At 70.0% G+C, this 21,170-nt stretch carries 20 protein-coding genes; 11 read left to right on the forward strand and 9 right to left on the reverse strand.

The annotated features are described in order from the left end of the window. Window positions 1-61: 61 nt before the first annotated feature. The gene (hisN, locus tag ACX28W_RS21215; protein WP_459000573.1) at window positions 62-862 is read right to left on the reverse strand and encodes a histidinol-phosphatase; all 801 of its coding nucleotides are present in this window, start codon (window positions 860-862) and stop codon (window positions 62-64) included. A 201-nt stretch (window positions 863-1,063) separates the two neighbouring features. On the opposite strand from hisN, the gene ACX28W_RS21220 reads away from it, so the two are divergent. Next, window positions 1,064-1,672 carry a TetR/AcrR family transcriptional regulator gene (locus tag ACX28W_RS21220; protein WP_459000574.1) on the forward strand — a complete coding sequence of 203 codons (609 nt, stop codon included), beginning with the start codon at window positions 1,064-1,066 and terminating at the stop codon, window positions 1,670-1,672. A 153-nt stretch (window positions 1,673-1,825) separates the two neighbouring features. Here the strand turns inward: ACX28W_RS21220 and ACX28W_RS21225 are convergent, their stop codons facing one another. The 4 genes from ACX28W_RS21225 to ACX28W_RS21240 all read right to left on the reverse strand — a co-directional run bounded on the left by ACX28W_RS21225 (window position 1,826) and on the right by ACX28W_RS21240 (window position 5,517). Beyond that, window positions 1,826-2,149, reverse strand: coding sequence for a DMT family transporter (locus ACX28W_RS21225; protein ID WP_459000575.1), 324 nt, complete (start codon window positions 2,147-2,149; stop codon window positions 1,826-1,828). A gap of 133 nt (window positions 2,150-2,282) precedes the next feature. Beyond that, window positions 2,283-3,293 (reverse strand): ribosome small subunit-dependent GTPase A, encoded by a 1,011-nt coding sequence (gene rsgA / locus ACX28W_RS21230; protein WP_459000576.1) that lies wholly within the window; start codon window positions 3,291-3,293, stop codon window positions 2,283-2,285. Between the two features lie 16 nt (window positions 3,294-3,309). After that, window positions 3,310-4,650, reverse strand: coding sequence for a 3-phosphoshikimate 1-carboxyvinyltransferase (gene aroA, locus ACX28W_RS21235; protein ID WP_459000577.1), 1,341 nt, complete (start codon window positions 4,648-4,650; stop codon window positions 3,310-3,312). 144 nt (window positions 4,651-4,794) lie between these two features. Further along, entirely contained in the window at window positions 4,795-5,517 is a 723-nt protein-coding gene (locus ACX28W_RS21240) for a M50 family metallopeptidase (RefSeq protein WP_459000578.1), read from the reverse strand. Window positions 5,518-5,567: 50 nt separating this feature from the next. Between ACX28W_RS21240 and ACX28W_RS21245 the strand changes: the two genes are divergently transcribed. The 10 genes from ACX28W_RS21245 (at window position 5,568) to ACX28W_RS21290 (ending at window position 15,858) form a co-directional block, all read left to right on the forward strand. Further along, window positions 5,568-6,383 carry an SOS response-associated peptidase gene (locus ACX28W_RS21245; protein ID WP_459000579.1) on the forward strand — a complete coding sequence of 272 codons (816 nt, stop codon included), beginning with the start codon at window positions 5,568-5,570 and terminating at the stop codon, window positions 6,381-6,383. A gap of 58 nt (window positions 6,384-6,441) precedes the next feature. Then, window positions 6,442-7,056, forward strand: coding sequence for an alpha/beta hydrolase family protein (locus ACX28W_RS21250; protein ID WP_459000640.1), 615 nt, complete (start codon window positions 6,442-6,444; stop codon window positions 7,054-7,056). A gap of 255 nt (window positions 7,057-7,311) precedes the next feature. Beyond that, on the forward strand, window positions 7,312-7,995 hold the full coding sequence (gene sigR, locus ACX28W_RS21255) for an RNA polymerase sigma factor SigR (RefSeq protein ID WP_362082574.1): 684 nt from the start codon (window positions 7,312-7,314) through the stop codon (window positions 7,993-7,995). Next, window positions 7,992-8,294, forward strand: a complete 303-nt coding sequence (rsrA, locus tag ACX28W_RS21260; RefSeq protein ID WP_459000580.1) for a mycothiol system anti-sigma-R factor — start codon at window positions 7,992-7,994, stop codon at window positions 8,292-8,294. The genes sigR and rsrA overlap by 4 nt, the downstream gene beginning before the upstream one ends. A gap of 165 nt (window positions 8,295-8,459) precedes the next feature. Then, complete coding sequence (locus ACX28W_RS21265; RefSeq protein WP_459000581.1) at window positions 8,460-9,938, forward strand: HD-GYP domain-containing protein; 1,479 nt, start codon at window positions 8,460-8,462, stop codon at window positions 9,936-9,938. A 92-nt stretch (window positions 9,939-10,030) separates the two neighbouring features. Continuing rightward, window positions 10,031-11,221, forward strand: coding sequence for an HD-GYP domain-containing protein (locus ACX28W_RS21270; RefSeq protein WP_459000641.1), 1,191 nt, complete (start codon window positions 10,031-10,033; stop codon window positions 11,219-11,221). Window positions 11,222-11,377: 156 nt separating this feature from the next. Then, window positions 11,378-12,358: a tetratricopeptide repeat protein gene (locus ACX28W_RS21275; RefSeq protein ID WP_459000582.1), complete on the forward strand. Its 981-nt coding sequence runs from the start codon at window positions 11,378-11,380 to the stop codon at window positions 12,356-12,358. 58 nt (window positions 12,359-12,416) lie between these two features. After that, on the forward strand, window positions 12,417-13,067 hold the full coding sequence (gene def / locus ACX28W_RS21280; RefSeq protein WP_459000583.1) for a peptide deformylase: 651 nt from the start codon (window positions 12,417-12,419) through the stop codon (window positions 13,065-13,067). Between the two features lie 338 nt (window positions 13,068-13,405). Then, the gene (cyc1, locus tag ACX28W_RS21285) at window positions 13,406-14,491 is read left to right on the forward strand and encodes an epi-isozizaene synthase (protein WP_459000584.1); all 1,086 of its coding nucleotides are present in this window, start codon (window positions 13,406-13,408) and stop codon (window positions 14,489-14,491) included. Next, on the forward strand, window positions 14,488-15,858 hold the full coding sequence (locus ACX28W_RS21290; RefSeq protein ID WP_459000585.1) for a bifunctional albaflavenone monooxygenase/terpene synthase: 1,371 nt from the start codon (window positions 14,488-14,490) through the stop codon (window positions 15,856-15,858). Before cyc1 ends, ACX28W_RS21290 begins: the two co-directional genes overlap by 4 nt. A 91-nt stretch (window positions 15,859-15,949) precedes the next feature. On the opposite strand, the gene ACX28W_RS21295 is transcribed toward ACX28W_RS21290, so the two are convergent. The 4 genes from ACX28W_RS21295 to ACX28W_RS21310 all read right to left on the reverse strand — a co-directional run bounded on the left by ACX28W_RS21295 (window position 15,950) and on the right by ACX28W_RS21310 (window position 21,066). Continuing rightward, window positions 15,950-16,912, reverse strand: coding sequence for a GlxA family transcriptional regulator (locus tag ACX28W_RS21295; protein WP_459000587.1), 963 nt, complete (start codon window positions 16,910-16,912; stop codon window positions 15,950-15,952). A gap of 209 nt (window positions 16,913-17,121) precedes the next feature. Beyond that, window positions 17,122-17,565: a hypothetical protein gene (locus ACX28W_RS21300; protein ID WP_459000588.1), complete on the reverse strand. Its 444-nt coding sequence runs from the start codon at window positions 17,563-17,565 to the stop codon at window positions 17,122-17,124. Window positions 17,566-17,650: 85 nt separating this feature from the next. Beyond that, window positions 17,651-18,679, reverse strand: coding sequence for a ribonucleotide-diphosphate reductase subunit beta (locus ACX28W_RS21305; protein ID WP_459000589.1), 1,029 nt, complete (start codon window positions 18,677-18,679; stop codon window positions 17,651-17,653). Then, window positions 18,679-21,066 carry a ribonucleoside-diphosphate reductase subunit alpha gene (locus ACX28W_RS21310; protein WP_459000590.1) on the reverse strand — a complete coding sequence of 796 codons (2,388 nt, stop codon included), beginning with the start codon at window positions 21,064-21,066 and terminating at the stop codon, window positions 18,679-18,681. The genes ACX28W_RS21305 and ACX28W_RS21310 overlap by 1 nt, the downstream gene beginning before the upstream one ends. Window positions 21,067-21,170 lie beyond the last annotated feature (104 nt).

Here is a 21,170-nt window from a genome sequence, read left to right on the forward strand (position 1 = left end):
TCAACAAGGGGGCGCGTGCCGTGAGTTCAGGGGCGCCCAGGGGCGTCCCCGGAACCCCAGTTCAGTACCGCTGGTTCAGATACCCCAGCAGTTCGTCGTGGAGGATGCCGTTCGACGCGGCCGCGTTGCCGCTGTGCGGGCCCGGGCGGCCGTCGAGGCCGGTGAAGGAACCGCCCGCCTCGGTCACCACGATCGCGGGCGCCGCCATGTCCCAGAGCGACAGCTCGGGCTCCGCGCAGATGTCGACCGAGCCCTCGGCGACCATCATGTACGGCCAGAAGTCGCCGTAGCCGCGGGTGCGCCAGACGGCCTTCGTGAGGTCCAGGAAGCCGTCGAGGCGGCCCTGGTCCTCCCAGCCGGACAGGGACGAGTACGCGAAGGAGGCGTCGGCCATCCGCGAGACGCGTGAGACCTGGAGGCGGGACGCGGCGGACAGGCTGCGCCCGGTGAACGCGCCGTGGCCCTTCGCCGCCCACCAGCGGCGGTTCAGCGCGGGCGCGGAGACGACCCCGACGACCGGCTGGTAGCCCCCCTCGCCCGCCTCCATCAGGGAGATCAGCGTGGCCCAGACGGGCACACCGCGCACGTAGTTCTTGGTGCCGTCGATCGGGTCGATCACCCAGCGGCGCGGGCCTGTGCCCTCGATGCCGTACTCCTCGCCGAGGATCGCGTCGCGCGGCCGCGCCCGCTGGAGGTGGCCGCGGATCAGCTCCTCGGCGGCCTTGTCCGCCTCGCTGACCGGCGTCATGTCCGGCTTCGTCTCGACCTTGAGGTCGAGCGCCTTGAACCGGTCCATCGTCGCGGCGTCGGCGGCATCCGCCAGGACATGGGCGAGGCGCAGGTCATCGCGATAATCGGGCATGACTGCACCGTATATCGCTCACTTGGACCACAGCCATACGGCCTCGTTGATCGCCGACGCCGTACGGCATGGAGATCGTCGGGGTGATCACGGCGCGCGGCGACCGGCGTACGCCCCTCGGCGCCGCCGCGAACCCTTGACAGTGCCCGTGTGCGCGTCAAATCTGAGCTGCAGTGCCGCCCGCTCGCCCCAGGGAGGCGAATGATGCCTGCAGCGCGGGAATCTCTTCTGGACGCTGCCTACACGGCGCTCGTACGCCGCCCGTGGTCCACGGTGCGGATGGTCGACGTCGCCGCTGTGGCCGGAGTGTCCCGCCAGACGCTTTACAACGAGTTCGGCAGTAAGGAGGGTCTCGCCCGTGCCCTCGTCCGCCGCGAGGCCGACGGCTATCTCGCGGGCGTCGAGCGCGCGCTGGCCGCCCACGTGGACGCGCGCGAGCGACTGGTCGCGACGGCCGAGTGGACCACGTCGGCGGCCAGGAGCAACGTGATCGTACGGGCCATGCTCACCGGCTGCTGGAGCGAGCGGTTGCCCTCGCCGACGCTTTCGGCGGTGCCGTCGTCCTCCGCGGTGCCGGCGCAGCGGCGGGCCGACGGGCCCTTGCCGTCGCCGGGCGACTTTGTGGCTCTCGTGCGGGATCGGGCCGTCGCCGCGTTGTCCGGTCCCGGGGCGACCAGGGGGGACGTCGTCGAGTTGGCGGGGGCGTGTGAAGTAGTGGTGCGGTTGTCGTTGTCCTGCGTGGCGGCTCCGGCGGGGGACGGTGGGGTGACGGAGCTGGTGAGCAGGGCGCTCCCTCGGCAGTGGCTGTGATGCGCCTTCTGGGGTGCCTCGGCATCTGCGTGGGCGGCTGCGGCGGGTGCGTGGCTGGTCGCGCCCACGCGGCGGAGCCGCACAATGTCACAGCCTCGCGCCCACGCGGCGGAGCCGCCAATGGCACAGCCTCGCGCCCCTAATGGGGCGCCTCTAGTGGGACGAGCCTGAGAGTTGGAGGCCGATGACCCCGATGATCACCAGGCTGATGGAGACGATCTTCAGTGTGGAGACCAGGTCGCCCAGGAAGATCATGCCGTAGATGGCCGTGCCCGCGGCGCCGATGCCGGTCCACACCGCGTAGGCCGGGCCGACGTCGAGCTTCTTCAGGGAGAGGGTCAGCAGGCCGAAACTGCCGAGGGCGAAGACACAGAAGGCGATCGTCGGCCAGAGTCTGGTGAAGCCGTGCGAGAGCTTCAGGCAGACGGCGAAGCCGGTTTCGAGCAGTCCCGCCACAACGACCAGCAGCCACGCCATGTCTTGTCCTCCCGTGTCCGCACGTCGACTGCTTCGTCTGGCTTGGGTCAGGCTTGGTGATTATGCATTTACCGACCCGCTAACCACTTACCGACCGGCCGCGGACGCAAACAACACGGAGGTCAGGCGGCGATCAGTCGCCCTCCGTGCGCTCACGCGTCGCCAGCAGCCGACGCAGGGAGTAGAGCCGGGCCGGGTCCGCGTGACCGTCCGCCACCCACTGGTCCAGCGCGCAGTCCGGCTCGTCGTGACTGCACGCGCGTGGGCAGCCCTCGGTACCGGGTTCCAGGTCGGGGAAGGCGTGGATGACCCGGGACGGGTCGACGTGGTGCAGGCCGAAGGAGCGTACGCCGGGGGTGTCGATGACCCAGCCCGCGCTGCCCGGGAGCGGGATCGCGCGCGCCGAGGTCGTGGTGTGCCGGCCCCGGCCCGTGACGGCGTTGACATGGCCGGTGCTGCGTCGCCGATCGAGCGAAACCAGCGCGTTGACCAGGGTTGTCTTGCCGACGCCGGAGTGCCCGACGAACGCCGTGATCTTGCCGTCCAGCTGCTCCCGTACCCGCTCCACCGCCGCGCCGCTCTCCAGTTCCTCGCGGCTGGTCACGACGTACGGCACGCCCAACGCCCCGTACAGCTCCAGGAGTTCGTCGGGTGGGGCGAGGTCGGACTTGGTCAGCACCAGCAAGGGCTCCAGGCCGCCGTCGTACGCCGCGACCAGGCAGCGGTCGATCAGGCGCGGACGCGGCTCGGGGTCGGCGAGGGCGGTGACGATGGCGAGCTGGTCGGCGTTGGCGACGACCACGCGCTCGTACGGATCGTCGTCGTCGGCCGTGCGGCGCAGCACCGAGGTGCGCGGCTCGATGCGAACGATGCGGGCCAGGGTGTCCTTCTGGCCGGACAGATCGCCGACGAGGGCGACCCGGTCGCCGACGATGGCGGCCTTGCGACCCAGTTCGCGGGCCTTCATCGCCATGACGAGGCGGTCCTCGACCAGGCAGGTCAGGCGGCCCCGGTCGACGGTGAGGACCATGCCCTCGGCGGCGTCGTCGTGCTTCGGGCGGATGTTCGTACGCGGACGGTTGCCCTTGCGGTTGGGGCGGGTACGGATGTCGTCCTCGTCGGTGTGCTTGCCGTAGCGGCGCATGATCCTGGTCCGCCCGTCAGTTCCCGAGCATTCCGGTCCACAGGTCGGGGAAGTCCGGCAGGGTCTTCGCCGTCGTCGCCACGTTCTCGATCTGTACCCCCTCAACCGCCAGGCCGATGATCGCGCCGGCGGTGGCCATGCGGTGGTCGTCGTAGGTGTGGAAGATGCCGCCGTGCAGTCGGCGCGGACGGATGTGCAGGCCGTCGGCGGTCTCGGTGACGTCCCCGCCGAGCTCGTTGATCTCCTTGGTGAGGGCGGCCAGGCGGTCCGTCTCGTGCAGCCGCAGGTGGGCCACACCGCGGAGCGTGGAGGGGGAGTCGGCGAGGGCCGCGACCGCGGCGATGCCCGGGGTCAGCTCGCCGACCTCGCTCAGGTCCACCTCGATGCCGTGGATCGCGCCGGAACCGGTGAACTCCAGGCCGCTCTCGGTCAGCTCGCAGGAACCACCCATCTCGGTGAAGATCTCCCGCAGCTTGTCACCGGGCTGGGTGGTGTGCGTGGGCCAGTCGGGGATCACGACCGTGCCGCCGGTCACCAGGGCCGCCGCCAGGAACGGCTGGGCGTTGGAGAGGTCCGGCTCGATGGTGAGGTCGCGGCCGAGCAGCGCGCCCGGGGTGACCCGCCAGACGTTGGGTTCGCCACCCGACTCCGGGGTGTCCACCTGGGCGCCGACCGCCCGCAGCATGTCGACCGTCATCCGGATGTGCGGCATGGAGGGGAGCGTGGAGCCGGTGTGCCGGACCTCCACGCCCTGGTTGAAGCGCGGGCCGGAGAGCAGAAGGGCCGAGACGAACTGGGAGGACGACGACGCGTCGATCGACACCGGGCCACCGTCCAGCGCGCCCGAACCGTGCACCGTCAGCGGCAGCGCGCCCCGGGCGTCGTCGTCGATACGGGCGCCGAGCAGGCGCAGCGCGTCGATCACACCGTGCAGCGGACGCTCGTACGAACGCGGGTCGCCGTCGAAGCGGATGGGGCCGTCGGCGAGCGTGGCGACCGGGGGCAGGAAGCGCATCACGGTGCCGGCGTTGCCGACGTCGACGGTCGCCGGGCCCTGCAGGCCCGAGGGGATGACCCGCCAGGCCTCGCCGGAGGCGTCGGGGCCGCCCGCGACCGTGGAGCTGGACGACACCGTCTCCTCGATGCCGACGCCCATCGCGCGCAGCGCTCCCGCCATCAGCAGCGTGTCGCGGGAGCGCAGCGGGCGGCGCAGCCAGCCCGGCTCCGAGGCGAGCGCGGCGAGGACCAGGGCGCGGTTGGTGACCGACTTGGACCCCGGCACGTGGACCGTCGCGGCGACGGCTCCGCTCGCGTGCGGGGCGGGCCAGAGGGCGGTGTGGGCGGGGTTAGCGGTCATGCGCCCCACTTTAGTGCGGGTGCGCTCCGCTGGGTTTGGGCGGGAATGCAGGTCGGATGTTGGGTGCGGGCGCGTTGGGGCTGGTCGCGCAGTTCCCCGCGCCCCTTAAGGGGCGCGGTAGTCCCCTGCGTCTTTGCGGGGCCCTCAGAGCTCCAGCAGCCAGCGGGTGCCGCCCATCAAGGAGCACAGGGAGACCGCGTGGAACAGGAACAGCCACAGGCCGGCCGGGACGTGGGTGAGGCGGGACAGCTGGTCCGCGTCGGAGTCCCCGGCGCCTCCGCGGCTGCGCTTGGCCTGGAGTTCGAAGGCCGGGCGGACTCCGCCGAGCAGCAGGAACCACACCACGGCGTACGCGAACGCCGCCTGCACCTGCGGTCCGGTGAGCCAGGACACCAACAGGAATGTGCCGCCGGTGAGGATCACGGTGAGCGCGCCGTACGCGTTGCGGATCATCACCAGCATGGCGACGAGCAGGGCCGTGGCCAGCCACAGCAGCAGCGTGATGCGGCCCGCGCCGAGCAGCGCGGCGCCGCCGAGGCCGAGCAGTGGGGGAGCCGTGTAGCCCGCGGCCGCGGTGAGGATCATGCCGAGGCCGGTGGGCTTGCCCCGGCTGACGGTGAGGCCGCTGGTGTCGGAGTGCAGCCGGATGCCGCTGAGACTGCGCCCGGTGAGCAGCGCCACCAGGCCGTGGCCGCCCTCGTGGGCGATGGTGATGGCGTTGCGGGCGACGCGCCACACGCCGTGCGGGACGATCACGGCGAGGGCCGCGACCAGGGTGGCTATCACCACCCACAGGTCGGGGTCCGGCTGACTGCCGAAGACCTCGTCCCAGAGGCTGGCCAGCGAGGTGGATGCGGTGCTGTCCATTGTCGGTGGGGGCTCCTCCGGATAGCTGGGAATCTGGCAGTGTGGCACGTATGTGCGGACGGTATGCAGCGAGTCGTGGGCCCGAGGATCTCGCAGGAATCTTTGAGGTCGAGAAGTGGGAGCCCGAGGAAGCCCTCGCCCCCGACTTCAACGTGGCCCCGACCAAGGAGGTCTACGCCGTCCTCGACCGTCCCCTTAAGGACGCCGACAGCCCGAAACCGGTTCGCCAGCTGCGCAAACTCAAATGGGGCCTCGTCCCGTCCTGGTCCAAGACGCCCGAGGGCGGCGCCCGGATGATCAACGCGCGCGCGGAGACGGTGCACGAGAAGCCCTCGTACCGCCGTGCCTTCGCGGCGCGGCGCTGCGTTCTGCCCGCCGACGGCTACTACGAGTGGGTCACCGGGTCCGCGGAGCGCGACCTGGAGGTCGAGGGCAAGAAGAAGCGGCCGCGCAAGCAGCCGTACTTCGTGACACCCGCGGACGGTTCGGTCTTCGCGATGGCCGGGCTGTACGAGTTCTGGCGGGACCGGACACTGCCCGACGACCACCCGGGCGCGTGGTGGGTGACGTGCTCGGTGATCACCACCGAGGCGGAGACCTCGCCGCTCGCGATCGCACCCGCAGACGGCCCGCACGTCCTCGCCGACATCCACCCCCGCATGCCCCTGATGCTCACCCCGGACCGCTGGGACGCCTGGCTCGACCCGGCCCGCACGGACCTCGACGACCTGCGCGAACTGCTCGCACCGCCGCCCCGCGGGCTGATGCGTGCGTACCCGGTGTCGACGGCCGTCAGCAATGTCCGTAACAACGGGCCGGAGCTGCTGAAGGAGCTGGAGGGGCCCGAAGAGGGCACACTTTTCTGATGTGACTTCTGACGTGACTTCTGATGTGACTGATGCGACTTCTGACGTGACAGAGATCATGGAGACGGATGCCGGTACGGCCCGCGTCACCTGGCACCGGGCCAGGAAGGCCCGGCTCGTTCTCGCCGTGAGCCATGGTGCCGGTGGCGGGATCGAAGCTCGCGACCTCCGGGCGCTGGCGTCCACACTGCCCGCGCACGGTGTGAGCGTCGCCCTCGTGGAGCAGCCCTGGCGGGTGGCCGGGAAGAAGGTGGCGCCCGCGCCCAAGACGCTGGACGTGGGATGGCGGGGGCTGTGGCCGGGCCTGGCGAAGCACGGGCTGCCCGTTGTCGCGGGCGGACGGAGCGCGGGGGCACGCGTCGCCTGCCGTACGGCCACGGAACTCGGCGCTGCCGCCGTGCTCGCGCTCAGCTTCCCCCTCCACCCGCCGGGCAGGCCCGAGAAGTCCCGTGCCGACGAACTGCTCGGCTCCGGGGTGTCCACACTCGTCGTCCAGGGCGGCAACGACCCGTTCGGGAAGCCGGAGGAGTTCCCGGAGGGCTCGTACGAGCTGGTCGAGGTGCCGTACGGCGATCACGGCTTCGTGGTCCCGAAACGCGCTCCCCTCGACCAGAACGAGGCCTTGAAGATCGTCACTGACAGTGTCGTGAAGTGGACCGCGTCACTCGGGTGACACCCGGGAATGATGCGTGGTGGACCACTGTTGTGCCGAGCAGACAGCACGGACCGTGCTGGACCGTTCGTACGAGAGGAAGTCCGCCGCATGGGTTCGACCATCTGCCCGAGCCGCAGCAGCAGTGCTGACCTGGACTGGACGGTGCTGCACGCGGCCAAGACCGCCCCTATTCGGGCGGCGGCGGGTACGGATCGTCGTCTATCCTCCGATTCCAGTGGGACCGGTCTCGGTCTCACGACAACGCTGGAGGAGGTGGGTCCGGTCACTGGGACCGACGCAGGGACCGACAACGGTCAGGCGGAGCAGCCCGAGGGCCAGGGCACGAGCACGGAGTCGTCCGCCGAGCGCACCGCGCGCTTCGAGCGGGACGCGCTCGAATTCCTCGACCAGATGTACTCGGCCGCCCTGCGCATGACGCGCAACCCGGCCGACGCCGAGGACCTGGTGCAGGAGACGTACGCGAAGGCGTACGCGTCCTTCCACCAGTTCCGCGAGGGCACCAACCTCAAGGCATGGCTGTACCGCATTCTCACCAACACCTTCATCAACTCGTACCGCAAGAAGCAGCGCGAACCCCAGCGCTCCGCGGCGGAGGAGATCGAGGACTGGCAGCTCGCGCGCGCCGAGTCGCACATGTCGACGGGGCTGCGCTCCGCCGAGTCGCAGGCGCTCGATCACCTGCCCGATTCGGACGTCAAGTCAGCGCTGCAGGCGATCCCCGAGGAATTCCGCATCGCCGTCTATCTCGCAGACGTCGAGGGCTTTGCGTACAAGGAGATCGCGGACATCATGGGGACACCCATCGGAACGGTGATGTCCCGGCTGCACCGGGGCCGTCGCCAACTGCGCGGCATGCTCGAGGACTACGCGCGTGACCGCGGGCTGGTCCCGGCGGGCGCCGGAGAGTCGAACGAAGCGAAAGGCTCGGGCTCATGAGCTGCGGAGAGCCGCACGAGACGGATTGCAGTGAGGTCCTCGACCATCTCTACGAGTTCCTCGACCATGAGATGCCGGACGCGGACTGCACCAAGTTCGAGGTGCACTTCGAGGAGTGCTCCCCGTGCCTGGAGAAGTACGGCCTCGAGCAGGCCGTGAAGAAGCTGGTCAAGCGGTGCTGCGGGCAGGACGACGTGCCGACCGATCTGCGGGCGAAGGTCATGGGCCGTATCGACCTGATCCGCTCCGGACAGGCCGTGCCCGAGCACGACGTCACCGCGACGCCTCAGGAGTCCTGAACTCGCCAGCAGTTCCGAACTCCTCGTGAAGATCGGGTAGTTGGCATCGCCTTCACCCGAACGTGCTAATCCGCGGGCTCCGAGCCCGCGGATTCGGCCATTCCGCCCCCGTGCCGGTCCCGCTTCCCTAGGCTCCGGAGCCTGAACTGGGGAGGGGACGAGGAGATGGCGTCGATTCCGGCGTGGGCCCGTGTCTATGTGGCCTGTGTCGTCCTCGCCGCCCTGGCCTGTCTGGCTCCCCTGCCACATGTGCGTGTTCCCTGGTGGGTCGTCGCCCTGCTCGCCGCGCTGTACGCCGGCTGCGAGCGGATCACGGTTCCTCGCGGCCCCCGCGGAGTGTCCGCCCGTGTCGCCGGGCGACGGGCCTCCACAGGGGTGGGCACGGGGGCGAGCATGGGGGTGGGCGCTTTTCTCCCCGTGCTGCTGGCCGGGGCCTTTCTGCTGCCGCCGCCCGCCGCCGCACTCGTCGCGCTGCCCGGGGCGCTGCTCACGCGGGTGGAGCAGCGGCCGCGGTGGCTGCGCCGGGTCTGGCGCGCGGCCCAGCTCGCCGTCGCGATCTGGGCGGCGTCCCGGGTGCACGGGGCGCTGGGCGGCCGGGACGCGGTCGCCACGCCCGACTTTCCGTACGCGCTCGTGCCCGCCGGGGCCGCGGTGCTCAGCTTCTGCCTGGTCCTGACCGTCCTCGACGGCGGGATTCTGGCGCTGGCCGAGCGGGTTCCGGTACGGAGCGCCTGGCGCGGGGTCTTTTCGCGCTCCCTCGCGTCCGTCGCCGTGCACGGGCTCGCCGGGCTGATGATGGCGGTGCTGTGGCGCAGTCCGTACGGGCCTGTCGCCGCGTTGCTCGTGCTGTTGCCGATGTACGTCTCCTGCTGGGTGTTCGCCCAGTACCACCGGGAGCGGGCCGCCCACCAGGCCACCATCCGGGCCCTCGTGCAGGCCGTCGACATCAAGGACGGATACACCCGCGGGCACAGTGAGCGGGTCGGGCAGGCGTCCATGATGATCGCGCGTGAACTGGGCATGGACGATGAGCGGGCCGAGGTGCTGCGGTTCGCCGGGATCCTGCACGACGTCGGCAAACTCGGGGTTCCCACGCGGTTGTTGCGGAAGGACGGGCCGCTCACCCCGGAGGAGCGGCGGGTCATCGAGCTGCATCCCGAGTACGGGCACGAGATGGTGCGGGGGATCGGGTTTCTGGGGGAGGCTCGGTCGGCGATTCTGCATCACCATGAGCGGCTCGACGGGAGTGGGTATCCGTACGGGCTGGTGGGGGCGCAGATTCCGGAGTTTGCGCGGGTGGTGGCTGTTGCGGACGCGTTCGATGCGATGACGTCCACTCGGTCCTATCGGAGGGCTCGGCCTGTTTCGGCTGCCGTTGAGGAGCTTGAGCGGTGTGCGGGGGTGCAGTTTGACCCTGTCATGGTGCGGGCGCTTGTTGCTGCGCTGGGGAGGGAGGGGTGGCGGCCCGTTGTCACGGCGGACTCTTCGCCGCTTCGCGGCGATGTTTACCCGCCCCCTCCACCCGTTTCCAGTCGGACAGAGAAGCACCCGACAAACAAGAACGGGCCCCCGGTGGACGTCGGTCGGCGGGTGGTCGATGGTGAAGGGGGATCGGTGGACCGTGTGCGTCGGGGGGGTTCGTGAGTCTTGTTTCCTGGGCTCCGGTTGCCCTTCGTCTCGTTCGGCGGCGTAGCAGATGTTCGTTCACTGCCGGCGCCCACGCGGGCGCGGCCCTCATCGGTGGCTTCGCCCTCGCCTTCACCCTCTGGAGCGGTCTCGACCAGCGCGGCACCGCCCTCGCCTTCGGTGTTCTCGTCGCGGTGGGCGAGCTCACCCGCTGGAGCGGTGCCGAGGAGCGCGAGTCCGCTCCCCTCGGCGCCGCCGGAGCGCTGTCGTACGCGTTGCTCGGGGAGAGTGCCGGAGAATCCACCCACCACGGCGTGCTGCAAGTCGTCGCCGTGGTCGCGGCGGCGGCGCTGCTGGGGTGCGTGCCGCATGTCGCCCGGGGCCGCGGGCCCACCGTCGATCACCTCACCCGGCGCGTCCTCACCGTCGCGTTCGCGGCCTTCTGCTTCCAACCCCTGTACAGCCAGGGGAAGGTGATGGGCTGGGGCGGCCCCTCGTATGCTCTGCTGCTCGTCGCGCTGCTGGTGCTCACCGCGCTGTGCGATGCCGTGCTCGCGGCGGCGATGGCGCACGCCCGGACACGTTGGCCCTTCGGTCCGCTGCTGCGGGACGAGCTGCGGGCCATGGCGGGCATCGGGTCCGCGGTCTGCGCGACCGGGGCCGTGATGTCGCTCGGGGTCGCGGTCGTGGGGCTGTGGGCGTTGCCCGTGTTCTCGCTGCCCCTGCTGCTCACCCAGCTGTCCTTCCGGCGGTACGCCGCCGTGCGGGTCACTTACCGGCAGACCATCGCCTCCCTCGCGCGGGCGACCGAGATCGCCGGCTACACGCCCGCCGGGCACGCCCGACGGGTGGCCGCGCTCAGCCGGGCCGTCGGGCGCGAGCTGGGGCTCGCCGAGCCCGATCTGACCGTCCTGGAGTACGCCGCCCTGATGCACGACATCGGACAGCTCAGCCTCGTCGACCCGGTCCCGGCCGGGGCCACCTCCGTGCTCCCCGCCGACGAGCAGCGGCGCATAGCCCTCCTCGGCGGCGCCGTCGTACGGCAGACCGGGGTCGACGCGGAGGTCGCGGTGGTCGTCGAGCGGCAGGCCGACCCGTACCGGGAGCAACCGGTCACCGCGCGGATCGTACGGGCCGTGAACGCATACGAGGAGATGGCCAGGGAAGCAGGGCCGCAAGGACCGCTGACCGCACTGGAGAAGCTGCGCCTGGCCACCGCCCGCGACTATCAGCCGGAAGTCGTGGAGTCGCTGGCCAGGGTCCTGTTGCGGGGCGGCCTCACCCTGCCCCAGGCTGGGTAACCCATGGGTAATGAGCGGGCGTCCGACGGTACGTGGTTGGATGCGAGGAAGAGGGTGTTCGGGGGCGCGGGCCAGCCCGGGGCTGCGCTGTCCTCAAGGGACTCTTCGAAGAACCACCGGCAGGCGGGAATCGCACGGAACTGGCAGGCGGGAATCGTGAGGATCTTCGGCAAGGGACGGCACCGGCCCTCCGCCTCATGGCGGCAGGCCACCGACCGCGCGTTCACGCTGATCGGCGACGGCCGGTACGAGGACGCGGGAGCGCTGCTGACGCGCGCCGCGGATCTGGAGCCGTGGCTGTCCGAGTCCTGGTTCAACCTGGCCCTGCTGCACAAGTTCCGGCACGACTGGGAGCAGGCGCGGGCGGCCGGCCTCAGGGCTGTCGCGCTTCTCGACCGGGAGACCGGCGCGCCTGACTGGTGGAACGTCGGCATCGCGGCCACCGCCCTCCAGGACTGGCCGCTGGCCCGGCGCGCCTGGCAGGCGTACGGGCTGCGGGTGCCCGGCGGCGCCGCCGTCTCGGGCGAGCCCGTGGGCATGGACCTCGGCAGCGCGGCCGTACGGCTGTCTCCGGAGGGTGAGGCCGAGGTGGTGTGGGGGCGGCGGCTCGATCCCGCCCGCATCGAGGTGCTGTCCATTCCGCTGCCGTCCTCCGGGCGGCGCTGGGGCGAGGTCGTGCTGCACGACGGGGTGCCCCACGGGGAGCGGACCACCGCCGCCGGGCACGCCTATCCCGTCTTCGACGAGATCGAGCTGTGGGCGCCCTCGCCCGTCCCCACCTGGGTGGTCCTGCTGGAAGCGGCCACCGAGGACGACCGGGACGCGCTGGAGCAGCTCGCCGCCGACGCCGGCTTCGCCGCCGAGGACTGGTCGTCGTCCGTACGGCTGCTGTGCCGGATGTGCTCCGAGTCCCGGATGCCGTCCGACGAGGGCGACGGCGAGCACCTCGACCCGCACGACCACAGCGAGCCCGGCCACCCCGGGCCGCTCGGCCACCGCACCGACGGGCAGCTGTGGGTGCCCGAGCGGGAGTGCGGGGTGGCTGCCCCGGCTTCGCTGGTACGGGGTCTGCTGGACGGCTGGGTCGCGGACAGCCCCGATTCCCGGGACTGGCGGGATCTGGAAGAGGTCTGCTGAGCGCTGCCCGTAGGCTGTACCCGCAGATTTCAGGGATTCAGGAAGGCGTACGTCGGTCATGGCGCAGCAGGACACCGATCAGCAGCACGCGGGCGTGCTCCCCGTGGACGACGAGGGCTTCGTCATCGATACCGAGGACTGCGAGGAGCGCGAGGCGGCCTACCGTGAGCGCGGCACCTCGCGGCCGATCACGGTCGTCGGCAACCCGGTGCTGCACAAGGAGTGCAAGGACGTCACCGAGTTCGGCGACGAGCTCGACCAGCTGGTCGCCGACATGTTCGCCAGCCAGCGCACCGCCGAGGGCGTGGGCCTGGCCGCCAACCAGATCGGCGTCGACCTGAAGGTCTTCGTGTACGACTGCCAGGACGACGAGGGCAAGCGGCACGTCGGTGTCGTCTGCAACCCCGTGCTCGTCGAGCTGCCCGCCGATCAGCGCCGCCTGGACGACAGCAACGAGGGCTGCCTCTCCGTGCCGACCGCGTACGCGCCGCTGGCCCGCCCCGACTACGCCGAGGTCAGCGGGCAGGACGAGAAGGGCAACCCGATCAAGGTGCGCGGCACCGGCTACTTCTCGCGCTGCCTCCAGCATGAGACGGACCACCTGTACGGCTACCTCTACATCGACCGGCTCTCCAAGCGCGAGCGCAAGGACGCGCTGCGGCAGATGGCCGAGAACGAGCCTCGCTACCCGGTGGTCGCCAACGACTGACCAACGGCTGGCCGACGACCGGCCAGCGGCTGTGTCGGGAAACGACAGTTGGGACTCATGATGGCTCGTGGGCCCGCCTGTACGGCGTCTGTTCAGGGAGCCCCCTGAGCAGGCGCCGTTCGCATGTGTGTCGTGCGTTCGATCCTATGTGCTCCCTAGCGGACCATATTCAGTCACACAAGGGGGCAATCTCAGCATCGTGGGGTAGTGAGTGGAGCAAATCCGTTCCCAGAGCGGTCAGTTGTAGGGCTGAATGGAAGCGCGGGGATATGCAACGGCGCACGCCCGGCACGGCGGGAGGGGTGTGACGTCAACCGGCGGCTGAGAGGGGTTTGTTCGTGCACGCTTTCTCACACGGCACTTCATCGACACCGACCGTGGTCGCGGTTCCACCGGCACTCTCTCTCCCGGTGATCGAGACCATGTTTCCTCGTCAACTCCATCCGTATTGGCCCCGGCTTCAGGAGAACACGCGTTCGTGGCTGCGGGAAATGCGGCTCATGTCGGCGGACAAGGTCGAGGAATATGCCGACGGTCTTTGCTATACCGACCTGATGGCGGGCTACTACATTGGTGCCTCCGACGAGGTCATGCAGGCCATAGCGGACTACAGTGCGTGGTTCTTCGTCTGGGACGACCGCCACGACCGCGACGTCATCCACGGCAGGCCGGCCGCCTGGCGGAGGCTCAGGGTCCAGCTGCATGCGGCCCTCGACTCCCCCAGGGAGCACCTGCACCACCAGGATCCCCTGGTGGCGGGGTTCGCGGACAGCATGGTGCGGCTGTACTCGTTCCTCAACAGGAAATGGAACGCACGCTTCGCGTTCCACTTCCACGCGGTGATCGAGGCGTACGACCGGGAATTCCGCAACCGTACGTCGGGTACCGTCCCCACGGTCGAGGAATACCTCGAACTCCGGCGGTTCACCTTCGCGCACTGGATATGGACCGACCTCCTGGAGCCGACCGCGGGCTGTGAAATTCCCACCGCTGTGCGGCAGCATTCCGCATATCGGCGTGCGGCGCTTCTCAGCCAGGAATTCGCCGCCTGGTACAACGATCTCTGTTCGCTCCCCAAGGAAATCGCGGGCGACGAGGTCCACAATCTGGGAATCAGTCTGATTCACCATCAGGGGCTGACTCCCGAAGAGGCCGTCACGGAAGTCCGGAGGCGGATCGAGGAATGCGTCACCGAATTCCTCGATGCGGAAAGGGACCTCACCCGGTTCGCCGACGCACTTGACGACGGCACCGTGTCCGGCAAGGAACTGAGCGTCGCGGTGAAGGCCTGCCTCGGAAATATGCGGAACTGGTTCAGCTCCGTGTACTGGTTCCACCACGAGTCCGGCCGGTACTCCGTCGACAGCTGGGACGACCGCTCCACACCCCCGTACGTCAACAACGAAGCGGCAGGTGAGTCATGACCGTCGAGTCGGTGAAGCCCGCGCACCCCCGGGCTCAGGAGCTGCCCGTCCCACCCCTCGCCGGAGGCGGCGTACCCGGCCTCGGCCACGGCTGGAAACTGGTTCGCGACCCGCTGGGCTTCTTCGCGGGGCTTCGCGAGCACGGCGACATCGTCCGGCTCAAGCTGGGCCCCAAGACGGTGTACGCCGTCACCACGCCGGAGCTCACCGGAGCCCTCGCGCTGAGCGCCGACTTCAAAATCGGCGGCCCGCTGTGGGAATCGCTGGAAGGCCTGCTCGGCAAGGAAGGGGTCGCGACCGCCAACGGGCCGACCCACCGACGCCAGCGCCGCACGATCCAGCCCGCGTTCCGGCTCGAGATCATCCCCGAGTACGGGCCGATCATGGAGGAGGAGGCGCGGGCCCTCGCCGAGCGCATCCGGCCCGGCGAGACGATCGACTGCACCTCGGAGTCCTTCCGCGTCGCCGTGCGCATCGCGGCCCGCTGTCTGCTGCGCGGCGAGTACATGGACGAGCGGGCCGAGCGGCTCAGCATCGCGCTCGCCACCGTGTTCCGCGGCATGTACCGGCGCATGGTGATCCCGGCGGGCCCGCTCTATCGGCTGCCGTTTCCGGCCAACCGTAAATTCGACCGCGCACTGGCCGATTTGCATGTCCTGGTCGATGAGATCGTCGCCGAACGCCGGGCATCCGGTCAAAAGCCGGATGATTTGCTGACGGCATTGCTCGAAGCCAAGGACGAGAACGGCGACCCGATCGGTGAACAGGAGATCCACGACCAAGTCGTGGCGATACTCACCCCCGGCAGCGAAACCATCGCCTCCACCATCATGTGGCTCCTGCAAGTCCTCACTGAACACCCGGAACACGCCGCCAGGGTCGCCGAAGAGGTCAAATCGGTCGCGGGCGACCGGCCCGTTGCATTCGACGACGTGCGGAAGCTGGCGCACACCAACAATGTCGTCGTCGAGGCGATGCGGCTGCGCCCCGCCGTATGGATTCTGACGCGGCGGGCAGTGACCGAAACTGAGCTCGGCGGCTATCGGATTCCGGCCGGTGCCGACATCGTCTACAGCCCCTACGCGATCCAGCGTGATCCGCGGTCGTACGGGGGGCATCTGGATTTCGACCCCGATCGCTGGCTTCCGGATCGCGTCAAGGACGTGCCGAAGTACGCCATGAGCCCCTTCAGTGTGGGCAACCGGAAGTGCCCGAGCGACCACTTCTCGATGGCCCAGCTCAGCCTGATCACGGCGACGGTGACGTCCGCCTGGCGCTTCGAGCAGGTGTCCGAGTCGAAGGGCGAGACCCGCGTCGGCGTCACACTGCGGCCCTACCGGCTCCTGCTGCGGGCCGCGCCGCGTTGACCGCGCGTCGCCGGCCCGGTGTCGCTGAGTCGGCGTTGCTGAGCCGGCGTTGCTGACGCGTCGCTGAGCCCGCGTCCGTACTGGTGCGCGTTCAGGCAGCCCGTGGGCCCCTGAACGTGCGCCGGTACGCCTGCGGGGTCGTCCCCAGACTCCGTACGAACTGATGGCGCAGCGCGGCCGCGTTGCCGAACCCGGTCCGGCTCGCGACGGCGTCCATCGTCTCGTCCGTCACCTCCAGCAACTCCTGAGCCAGCAACACCCGTTGGCGCAGGAGCCAGCGGTACGGAGTGGTGCCCGTCTCCTGCTGGAAGCGGCGCGCGAAGGTGCGCGGGGACATGTGGGCGCGGGCCGCGAGCTGGTCGACCGTGACCTCCTCGCCGAGATGCCGCTCCATCCATGCCAGGACCTCGCCGACCGTGTCGCAGGTGGAGCGGGGCAGCGGGCGCTCGACGTACTGGGCCTGGCCGCCGTCCCGGTGCGGAGGCACGACCATGCGGCGGGCGATGGCGTTGGCGACCTCGGGGCCGTGCTCCTTGCGCACCAGATGCAGACAGGCGTCGATACCGGCGGCGGTGCCGGCCGAGGTGATCACCGGGTCCGCGTCGACGTACAGCACGTCCGGCTCGACGACCGCCTTCGGGTACTGCCGGGCCAGCTCCTCGGCGTGCCGCCAGTGCACCGCGCAGGGCCGCCCGTCCAGCAGCCCGGCCGCGCCGAGCACGAAGACGCCGGAACAGACGCTGAGCACCCGGGCGCCGCGATCGACGGCCCGGCGCAGCGCGTCGAGCAGCTCGGCGGGATAGGTCCGGGAGGCGTAGGTGTTTCCGGCGGGTACGGCGATGAGGTCGGCCTCTTCGAGCCGCTCGAGCCCGTGCGGGACGGAGAGCGTGAACCCGGAGTGGGTGGAGAGCGTCGGCCCTTCCGCCGAGGCCACCGCGAAGTCGTACACGGGCAGCCCCTCGTCGCTCCGGTCGAGGCCGAACACCTCGCAGACGACGCCGAGTTCGAAGGGGTGCACACCGTCGAGCAGGACCACGGCCACGTTCTTCAGCATGGTGTCCAGTGTGCCTGGTGGCTGGCAGGAATTCGAGGATGTGTGACAGTCCTGCCACTGACTCCGGGCGTCGATCGGCGCGACAGTTGTGTTCATGGAGACACTCATGGACAACCTCGCCGGAATCCTGACCGTCCTCGCGATCTTTGTGATCCTGGCCCTGCCCGGGCTGATCGGGCTGGCCCACGAGCGGCGTATCGACCGTCAGCTCAGGGCTTCGTCACCACCACCGTCACCGTCCACTCCTGAAGGCCCTTGCACGACACCCGGCCCGGCTCGGTGGCGCACAACGGCCGGGACGAGCTGAGCTGTGCCGTGCCGGCCGAGACCGCCTCGAAGGCGGCGACGGCGTCGCCCGGCTGGATGACGATGCCGCTGTTGGTGGCCTCCAGGCCGCCGCCGCTGACCTTGACGGGCTCCCACGGCCGACTGGTGGTCCCGTCCAGGGCGAGACGGAGCACGCCGCCGGTCGTCAGACAGAACGTACGGCCGGTGTCAGCGGCGCCGAGCTCCGCCGGTGGTGCCGGGCAGCTCGCGTCGGTTTTCGTGGGGGACGGCGACACGGTGCCGCTGCCGGCCTCGTTGCCGCAGCCCGCCACGAGAAGCGTCAGCGCCACGAGGGCGAGGATCCGGTGCTGGGTCGTACGGCGCATGGGGTGACCTCCTTACCGCTTGGACGTGCCACCCGCGCCGCGGGATCCACCGGATCCTCGCCTGGTCGGAATGTGACGACAGGGCCTAGAAGTCCTCGTCGAACCCGACCGAGCCCTCCACCGCCACCTGGTACGCCGAGGGGCGCCGCTCGAAGAAGTTGGTCAGTTCCTGGACGCCCTGGAGCTCCATGAAGGAGAAGGGGTTCTCGGAGCCGTACACGGGCGCGAAGCCCAGCCGCTGGAGGCGCTGGTCGGCGACGCACTCCAGGTACTGGCGCATCGATTCGGTGTTCATACCCGGGAGACCCTCACCGCACAGGTCGCGCCCGAACTGAAGCTCGGCCTCGACGGCCTCCCGGAGCATGTCGGTCACCTGCTGCTGAAGCTGGTCGTCGAAGAGTTCCGGCTCCTCCTTGCGGACGGTGTCGACCACCTCGAACGCGAAGGACATGTGCATGGTCTCGTCGCGGAACACCCAGTTGGTGCCCGTGGCCAGGCCGTGCAGCAGCCCCCGCGACCTGAACCAGTAGACGTACGCGAAGGCCCCGTAGAAGAAGAGCCCCTCGATGCACGCGGCGAAGCAGATGAGGTTGAGGAGGAAGCGGCGGCGGTCGGCCTTGGTCTCCAGGCGGTCCAGCTTCTCCACCCCCTCTGTTCCATCAAATGCAGCCATCCACTTGAAGCAGAACTCGGCCTTCTCGCGGATGGACGGGATGTTCTCGACGGCCGCGAAGGCCGCCGCCCTGTCCTCCGGATCGGGCAGGTAGGTGTCGAGCAGCGTCAAGTAGAACTGGACGTGCACGGCCTCCTCGAAGAGCTGCCGCGACAGGTACAGGCGCGCCTCGGGGGAGTTGATGTGCTTGTAGAGGGTCAGGACCAGGTTGTTCGCCACGATCGAGTCACCCGTCGCGAAGAACGCGACCAGGCGGCCGATCATGTGCTGCTCGCCCGGCGACAGCTTCGCGAGGTCGGCGACGTCCGAGTGGAGGTCGACCTCCTCGACGGTCCAGGTGTTCTTGATCGCGTCCCGGTAGCGCTCGTAGAAGTCCGGGTAGCGCATGGGGCGGAGCGTCAGCTCGAAGCCGGGGTCGAGAAGATTCTGGGTGCTGGGCATTACTGGCAGGCCTCGCAGGACTCGGGGTTTTCGAGGGAGCAGGCGACGGCGTCTTCGTCGGGCGTCTGCTGTACGGGGATCGTGGCCTGCGCCCGGGCGGCGCGGGCGATGCGTGTCGCCGGGCGTGAGCGCAGGTAGTACGTCGTCTTCAGGCCCTGCTTCCAGGCGTACGCGTACATCGAGGAGAGCTTGCCGATGGTCGGCGTCTCCAGGAAGAGGTTCAGCGACTGGGCCTGGTCCAGGAACGGCGTGCGGGCGGCGGCCATGTCGATGAGGCCGCGCTGGGGGATCTCCCACGCCGTGCGGTACAGGTCGCGGACCTCCTGGGGGACCCCGGTGAAGCCCTGCACCGAGCCGCTCGACTCGCGCAGCGCCTCCCGGGTCTGCGCGTCCCACACGCCGAGCTGCTTCAGCTCGTCCACCAGGTAGGAGTTGACCTGGAGGAACTCGCCGGAGAGCGTCTCGCGCTTGAAGAGGTTCGACACCTGCGGCTCGATGCACTCGTACACGCCCGCGATGGAGGCGATGGTGGCCGTGGGCGCGATGGCGAGGAGGAGCGAGTTGCGCATGCCCACGGTGGCGATACGTTCCCGCAGGGCGGCCCAGCGCTCCGGCCAGGTCAGTTCGACGTCGTAGTGGTCGGGGTGGAGCACGCCGCGGGCGGTCCTGGTGCGGGACCAGGCGGGCAGGGGGCCGTTGCGCTCCGCGAGGTCGGTCGAGGCCTCGTAGGCGGCGAGCATGATGCGCTCGGCGATCCGGGTGGAGAGGGCCTTGGCCTCGGGGGAGTCGAAGGGCAGGCGGAGCTTGAAGAGGACGTCCTGGAGGCCCATCGCGCCCAGGCCCACCGGACGCCACTTGGCGTTGGAGCGGCCCGCCTGCTCGGTCGGGTAGAAGTTGATGTCGACGACGCGGTCGAGGAAGGTGACGGCGGTGCGGACGGTGGCGTCCAGACGCTCCCAGTCGATGCCGTCGCCGACGACGAAGGCGCCGAGGTTGACCGAGCCCAGGTTGCAGACCGCCGTCTCGCCGTCGTCCGTGACCTCGAGGATCTCGGTGCAGAGGTTCGAGGAGTGGACGGTGTGGCCGGGCTCCGCCGTCTGGTTGGCGGTGCGGTTGGCGGCGTCCTTGAAGGTCAGCCAGCCGTTGCCGGTCTGCGCGAGGGTGCGCATCATGCGGCCGTAGAGGTCGCGGGCCGGGATGGTCTTCTTGGCCAGGCCGTCGGCTTCGGCCTTGCGGTAGGCCGCGTCGAACTCCTCGCCCCACAGGTCGACCAGCTCGGGCACGTCGGCGGGGGAGAAGAGGGACCACTGCCCGTCGGCGTCGACCCGGCGCATGAACTCGTCCGGGATCCAGTGCGCGAGGTTCAGATTGTGCGTACGGCGGGCGTCTTCGCCGGTGTTGTCGCGCAGCTCCAGGAACTCCTCGACGTCCGAGTGCCAGGTCTCCAGGTAGACCGCGGCGGCGCCCTTGCGCCGGCCGCCCTGGTTCACCGCGGCGACCGAGGCGTCGAGGGTCTTCAGGAACGGGACGATGCCGTTGGAGTGTCCGTTCGTGCCGCGGATCAGCGAACCGCGGGAGCGGATGCGGGAGTACGACAGGCCGATGCCGCCCGCGTGCTTGGAGAGCCGGGCCACCTGGTGGTAGCGGTCGTAGATGGAGTCCAGCTCGTCCAGAGGGGAGTCGAGGAGATAGCAGGACGACATCTGCGGGTGACGCGTGCCGGAGTTGAAGAGTGTGGGGGAGGAGGGGAGGTAGTCGAGGCGGCTCATCAGGCCGTAGAGGGCGGCGACTTCGTCGACGGCGCGGGTCCCCGTTTTTGGATTGAGCACAGTGTCCTCGGCCAGACCGCTCGCGACCCGGAGCATGAAGTGCTGCGGGGTCTCGATGACGCGCCGGGTGATCGGGTGCCGGAGCAGGTAGCGGCTGTGCAGGGTGCGCAGGCCGAAGTAGCCGAAGCGGTCGTCCCCGTCGGTGTCGATCAGTGCGTCCAGGCGGCCCGTGTGCAGGCGTACGAACTCTGCCGTGCCGTCGGCGATCAGGCCCTCGCGGTGGCCGACGGCGACCGACTCGGAGAAGGAGCGCACGCCCTGCGAGGCGGCCTCGGCGGCGATGCTGACCGTCAGCAGCCTGGCGGCCAGCCGCGAGTACGCGGGGTCCTCGGAGATGAGGCCCGCGGCCGCCTCGGTGGCCAGCTCGCGCAGCTCCGTGTCGTCCGCATGCGCGGACCGGCCGCGCAGCGCGGCGGCGGCGACCCGGCCAGGGTCGGCGTCGGGGAGGTCGGCGGTGAGGTCGGTCAGGGTACGCAGCAGCGTGGTACCGGGACCGTCCTTCTCCACCGGGGCCTGCTCCGTGGAAGCTGAAACCGGATCGGCTGGCGCGATGGTCACTGGGGGCTCTCCCTCGCTCGGCACGGGGCCAGGGGAAAGCGGCGGGGCACACGAGCGCGCACGGCGTCGCGTCCACCAGCCCATTCCACGAGGCCCGGACGTCG

The organism is Streptomyces sp. SD15 (assembly GCF_054462255.1).